4 protein-coding genes are annotated in these 6,579 nt (G+C 60.7%); 1 reads left to right on the forward strand and 3 read right to left on the reverse strand.

The window, feature by feature from the left end; genetic code table 11:
- Positions 1-7: 7 nt before the first annotated feature.
- The 3 genes from ACO6VD_RS06900 to ACO6VD_RS06910 form a co-directional block, all read right to left on the reverse strand.
- The gene (locus ACO6VD_RS06900; protein WP_422417898.1) at positions 8-778 is read right to left on the reverse strand and encodes a siderophore-interacting protein; all 771 of its coding nucleotides are present in this window, start codon (positions 776-778) and stop codon (positions 8-10) included.
- Positions 775-1,344, reverse strand: coding sequence for a PadR family transcriptional regulator (locus ACO6VD_RS06905; protein WP_422417899.1), 570 nt, complete (start codon positions 1,342-1,344; stop codon positions 775-777). The genes ACO6VD_RS06900 and ACO6VD_RS06905 overlap by 4 nt, the downstream gene beginning before the upstream one ends.
- 170 nt (positions 1,345-1,514) lie before the next feature.
- Complete coding sequence (locus ACO6VD_RS06910) at positions 1,515-4,649, reverse strand: transglycosylase domain-containing protein (RefSeq protein ID WP_422417900.1); 3,135 nt, start codon at positions 4,647-4,649, stop codon at positions 1,515-1,517.
- Between the two features lie 438 nt (positions 4,650-5,087).
- Between ACO6VD_RS06910 and ACO6VD_RS06915 the strand changes: the two genes are divergently transcribed.
- Positions 5,088-6,509, forward strand: coding sequence for an amino acid permease (locus ACO6VD_RS06915; RefSeq protein WP_422417901.1), 1,422 nt, complete (start codon positions 5,088-5,090; stop codon positions 6,507-6,509).
- Positions 6,510-6,579 lie beyond the last annotated feature (70 nt).

The raw sequence follows: 6,579 nt of genomic DNA on the forward strand, positions 1-6,579 counted from the left end.
GTGCCTGTCACTCGTCGTCGTGCGGGTCGAGGCGCCAGTAGGCGGCAGCCTTGATCAGGTCTTCCTTGACGCCCTTTTCGTCGATCAGCAGACGCTTGGTCTTACGCGTCAGGGACTTCTCCAGGGCAACCCAGGCATACAACTGACCGGCAGGCAGGCTCAGGCCCTTTACCACCTCCAGCAGATCCTGCTGGTGTCGTTGTACCCAGATCACTTCCAGCTGCGCCCGGGTTTCCAGCGGTTGTTCTTCTTGTCCATCTTCGATCTCGATGACAGCGAGTACCTTGCGGCTGGCCGGCAGTTCTTCCAGGCGTCGGGCAATGGCCGGGATCGCCGTTTCGTCACCGATCAGCAGGTAGCTGTCGAAGATATCCGGCACCACCATCGAGCTGCGTGGCCCGGCAATGTTCAGGACCTGGCCGACTTCGGCCTGAGCGGCCCAGGTCGAGGCAGGGCCGTCGCCGTGCAGGACAAAGTCGATATCCAGCTCACCGGCAACCAGGTCGATACGCCGTGGGGTGTACTCACGCATGGTCGGGCGCAGGCCGTCGCGACTGAAGTCGAGGTTGTCCAGCGCCGCTTGTTCCTCTGCCGAACAGGCGAACATCAGTTTGACGTGATCGTCTGTGCCGACGCTGGTGAAGCCTTGCAGGTGCGGCCCGCCCAAGGTGATGCGGCGCATGCGCGGGGTCAGCTCGGTGACCCGCAGCACGTCCAGGCGGCGATGTTTGATCTCATGGTTGACGCGATGAATCGCGTTGTTTTCGCTGACACTCATTGCGGGTTCTCCGTAACGGTCGCAGTCGGCCCTGCGACGATGGCTTTGGCGGTGTTGTTGAGCAGGGTGCGTACCCGCTCGATTTCTTCCGGGTTCCAGCGGCCACTGTGCATCTGCAGGGCATGACGCAGGTTGTGTACCGCTTCGTGGATTTCCTGGGGCCGGTCGTGACCACACAGCGAGCGTTTACTGACTTCGATACGCATGCGCACGCCGTCGAGGGCGATCGATTGTTCGGCCAGGGACTCAAGCCCGGCAGGCGTGACGCTGTAGAGCTTTTTGCTGCCGTGGACCTGGCCGGTGATCAGTTCGCTTTCTTCGAGGAAGGTCAGGGTTGGGTAGATAACGCCGGGGCTTGGGCTGTAGTTGCCGCCGAACAGGCTTTCGATCTGGCGGATCAGGTCATAGCCGTGGCAGGGCTGCTCGGCGAGCATCGACAGCAGCAGCAGTTTCAGGTCGCCAGGGGCGAAGACCCGTGGACTGCGGTCACCACGCTCGCGGTTATGGCGGCGTTCGAAACCGTCATGACGTTCGCCATGGTCACGGTGGGGATGATGGTCACGCATGGAAGTCTCCGTTTGCGTTAGATGTATCTTTAGATATTACTCAAGATATATCTTAACGCAAGCATGAGAGTGAGAATATTTCTCATGAAGAAGAGTAAAGGGATGAACGGTGCCGGTCCCAAGTTCAAGCCCAGGCGTTTGTCGTCCGCCTGAGCCTTGATTCCATGGGCCTACTTTTGTGCCACTTGTGGCGCCTTGCACAGGGTATGGGTACCGGGTTGCAGGTACGGGGTGAGGATCGGTGCCATGCCTTTGAGCACTTGCACCGGCAGCGCCGAGGTGAACTTGAAGGACTCGGCGGCGCGGCCCGGCACGAAGGCGGTGAGGGTACCGAAATGGTTGTCACCGAGGAAGAACACGAAGGTTGCCGTGCGGTTGATCGCCTTCGAACCCAGCAGGCGGCCACCAGCTCCCCAGCTTTCGAGACGGTTGTCACCGGTGCCGGTTTTGCCGCCCATGACCATCGGTGTGCCGTCGTTGAGTTTGAAACTGCCGGATACACGCCGGGCGGTCCCGGCATCGACCACCTGCGAGAGGGCGCCGCGCAAGGCGCGGGCTACCTCCACCGAAAGCACGCGCTGACCGAGGTCTGGATCACCCGCCAGGCGCGTCTCATAAGGCGTATCGGCAGCAAAGTGCAAGGTATCGATTCGCAAGGTCGGCAGGCGGATGCCATCGTTCTGAATGATCCCGACCAGCTCGGCCAGTGCCGCCGGGCGGTCGCCGGAGCTACCGATGGCGGTGGCCAGCGAGGGCACCAGGTGATCGAAGGGGTAGCCGACGCGTTTCCAGCGCTGGTGGATATCGAGGAAGGCCTCGATTTCTACCAGGGTACGAATGCGGCTGTCGCGTGCGCCCTTGTGCCGGCTCTTGAACAGCCAGCTGTAGACTTCCTGGCGTTCGAACTGGCTGGCCTGCGCCGCATCCTGGAATTTCGCCGTTGGGTTGTTCAGCAGGTAGCCCATCAGCCACAGGTCCAGTGGGTGGACCTTGGCGACAAAGCCCTGGTCAGGCAGGTCAAATTTGCCGGGGCCGTAAGCGTAGTACATGTCGTCCAAGCGCTTGTCGGTGACCGTGTCCTGCTTGGTAGGGGCGCGCTTGGTCTCCTGCAGGTTCTTTTTCAGGTGGGCACGGACGAAGGCGTTGAAGGTGGCCTGGTCGGCTTCCGGGAACAGGTAGCGGTGTACGGCGGCCAGGCGAATCGGGGTGATGCGCAAGCCATCGAGGAAGGTATCCAGACGCTGTTGCGAGGTCTTGTTCTGGTATTTTTTCCAGAACCTGCGCAGGTAATCGGTACCTTCCTTGTCGGCAAAGCGTGCCAGGTATTCCTGGCGGCGCGGCTCGGCGTCGTCCTTGAGCAGTCTGATGCTGCTGCCCGGTGTCTGGTAGGTGCTGTAGCGCACCAGGTCGCGCATCAAGCGGATAAACGGCAGGTTGATCGATTCGCGCAGGGCGTCTTTGAGCGTTGGAATCCGACCGTTGTCTTCCTTGCGGAAGTTATTGAACACATGCATGCCGCCGCCGGTGAAGAAGGCCTCACCCGGGCTGGCCGAGTACTTGCGGTTAAGCGCGGCTTCGAGCATCGCGCTGATGTTGCGGTCCTTGTTCTGGATCAGGTAGTCGATGGCCCAGCGGGTGATGAAGTCCAGCTCGGCGACCTCGACTTTCTTCAGGTCGGCGGCAGGCGTATCGGCGTATTTGTCATGCAGCTCGGCGATGATTTCCAGGTAACTGGTCAGCACCCGCAGCTTGGCGGTGGAGCCCAGTTCCAGTTTGCTGCCCTCGTTGATGTCGAACGGCTGGTCGGTGCTGTCGGTTTGCACCCGCACCCGCGAACCGTTGGCGGTGCGTTCGAGCAGGGTAAAGCTGTAGCGCACCTGGGTAGTGGTGGTCGGGGTCAGCAAGCGCTCGCCAAACAGCCCGACCTTCTCGGCAACGGCCGGATCGGCGAGGTCCTTGAGGTATTGACTGACTTGCCCTTGCAGGTCGGATTGCAAGGTGCTGGTGGCCGACAGATCCAGACGGTCAAGGTCATACAGCGGCCGCGCCAGGGCCAGGGACAGCCGGCTGCGGGCGACGCTGATGCCTTTGTTGGTAACGATCGGCTGGATGGTCGGTTGTGCTACCCAGTCGCGGTAGATCGCTTTGCTGGCCAGTGCAGCGTCGGCCAGGGGGCGGTCGATGACATTGCTGGCGGCCAGCACCCGAATGTGGCTATCGGTCAGCTCGGCCAGTTCGTTGCGGCCCTTGGACAGGAAGTGCGAAGGGCGACGCTGGGCAATCATCAGCGACAGCACCTGGCGCAGGGCCAGACCGCGTGTGGCCATGCTCTCTGGATCGCTCTCGGTCGAGGCCAGGGCCTGGTTGACCTGAGCGAAGTCGGCGCCATACCAGACCCGCAGGCCCTCGGCCATACCGTGTACTTCGCCATGTCCCGGCACTGCCGACAGCGGCACGCTATTGAGGTAGTCACGGACGATGCGTTGCCGCGCTTCAATGGTTTGCGGGCCGCCCTGGTAGGCACGCACACTGGCGGAAATCATCTGGCGGATTTTCTCGCTGCCGGAGACGGTCAGGCCGTCAGGCGAGTGACGGTATTTTTCCAGCTGGGTGGCCAGGGTGCTGCCACCGGCGGACTGACCAGGCAGGGCCAGGTACTTGGCCACCTGGCTGTAGGCGGCTTTGGCAAAACGAGGCCAGTCCACCGCCGGGTTGGCATTGGGGTCATTGGGGTCGAGCAGGTCGCGGTTTTCGATGAACAGCAGGCTGTTGACGATGACCGGCGGGATGGAATCGAAATCCGGGTACAGGTACTGCGGGTAGTGGTATTGGTAAAGCACATCGCCCTTGCAGTCGGTGATCGACAGGCCAGTCTGGATCTTCTCTTTATAGGGCACGAAAAGACCGTGTTCGGTGTAGTCCATCAAGGCCGGGGAAAAATGCACTTGCTCGCTGATCACATAATCACGTTTGAGCAGCCGCGGCAGAAACTCCCCCAGTGCGCTGTAGCCCAGGCGCTTGTCGAAGGGCCCGTCTCCCGGATAGATGATGGCGTCGCTGGGGCCCGGCTGCAGGGAATAGGTCAAGGTTGAGGCGAGTTGGCTCAGCTCGCGTGACTGTAGGCGAGAGGTGTGCATTTCGTTGGCAATGGCCAGTCCCAGGGCAATCAGGGCGAGCAGCAGTACCAGCCAGACCAGCCGCCACCACAGACGACGTTGACGAGGGCTTTTCGGCAATGGCGATTCTTCAAGGGATTCAGTGGGAGTTTCCTTACTCGTTGGTTCCGATTGCCACAGTGCGCCCATAGTGTTCAGCCCGGCTACGTATTTTCGTCTTGCTTGCCTGAAGCTTAGACGGTGAGCGGATTTGGTGAAAAATTTGTAAGCCCTGTAGGGCCATTGCTGAAAAAGGCTAGGACCTGCGCCTTTGGTGGAGGTTGTAATGCCCCGTTTTGGTGCTATGTTAGCCGCCCTGTTTATCACCCTGGAGAAAACACGGGGAATGCCCCTCCGTGGATGCGGTTTTTGCCGAGAGTTCTCGCCAAATATCCTGCTCTTTATAGTGAAATGCCCTGCAGGGGCCTTTCTATACTGCTCGCCCCTTTCGCTTTGCCGGCAATTTGCGTGTCGGCAGACGGGACCGCTCACAAGGTGGTGCCCGGCAAGGCAGCGTATCCAGCCTATCGGCGGTACCAGGTCTGCACGAAGGGTCTATATCCAATAACAAAATGAGGTTGTATTTCTATGCCAGTCGGCAACCATCCTTCTCACGGTGAGACCGCCCAGGGCGGCCCGCTCAAGCGAGAACTCGGCGAGCGACATATTCGCCTGATGGCGCTGGGCGCCTGTATCGGTGTCGGCCTGTTCCTGGGGTCGGCCAAGGCCATTGAAATGGCCGGACCGGCAATCATGCTGTCCTACATCATCGGTGGCCTGGCGATCCTGGTGATCATGCGTGCCCTCGGTGAAATGGCCGTACACAATCCGGTCGCAGGTTCTTTCAGCCGTTATGCACAAGACTACCTCGGCCCATTGGCGGGCTTTTTGACCGGCTGGAACTACTGGTTCCTGTGGCTGGTGACCTGTGTCGCGGAAATCACTGCGGTGGCCATCTACATGGGCATCTGGTTCCCCGAAGTACCGCGCTGGATCTGGGCCCTGGCGGCGCTGGGCAGCATGGGCGCGATCAACCTGATCGCGGTCAAGGCCTTCGGTGAGTTCGAGTTCTGGTTCGCCCTGATCAAGATCGTCACCATTATTGCCATGGTCCTCGGTGGCATCGGTGTCATTGCCTTCGGTTTTGGCAACGACGGCGTGGCGATGGGCATCTCCAACCTCTGGAGCAACGGCGGCTTCATGCCCAACGGCCTGACCGGTGTGCTGATGTCGCTGCAGATGGTGATGTTCGCCTACCTGGGCGTAGAAATGATCGGCCTGACTGCCGGTGAAGCGCGCAACCCGCAAAAAACCATTCCTCAGGCCATCGGTTCGGTGTTCTGGCGCATCCTGCTGTTCTATGTCGGTGCGCTGTTCGTGATCCTGTCGATCTACCCGTGGAACGAAATCGGCAGCCAGGGCAGCCCGTTCGTGATGACTTTCGAGCGTCTGGGCATCAAGACGGCTGCCGGTATCATCAACTTCGTGGTGATCACCGCGGCGCTGTCGTCGTGCAACGGCGGTATCTTCAGCACCGGGCGTATGCTCTACAGCCTGGCGCAGAACGGTCAGGCGCCGGCAACCTTCGCCCGTACCTCGAGCAACGGCGTGCCGCGTAACGCCTTGCTGCTGTCCATCGCAGCACTGTTGCTGGGCGTACTGGCCAACTACCTGGTGCCGGAGAAAGTCTTCGTCTGGGTAACCGCCATTGCTACCTTCGGGGCGATCTGGACCTGGGTGATGATCCTGCTGGCACAGCTGAAATTCCGTGCCGGTCTGAGCGAAACCGAGCGCGCCGCATTGAAATACCGCATGTGGCTGTGGCCGCTGAGCTCCTACCTGGCGCTGGCGTTCCTGATCCTGGTGGTTGGCCTGATGGCTTACTTCGAGGAGACCCGCGTGGCGCTGTACATCGGCCCGGCGTTCCTGGTGATGCTGACGGTGCTGTACTACGTGTTCAAGCTGTCGCCTAAAGCTGACAACGTGCAGCTGGCGCGTTCCGCGTCGTGATGTAGAAATATCGTGGGGCAAGTCGAGTCGTCGCACCGCCGCTCCCACAGAATGTGTGTGGGAGCGGCGG

It is taken from the genome of Pseudomonas sp. GZD-222 (assembly GCF_049310525.1).
In the GTDB taxonomy this organism is placed as follows: Bacteria; Pseudomonadota; Gammaproteobacteria; order Pseudomonadales; family Pseudomonadaceae; genus Aquipseudomonas.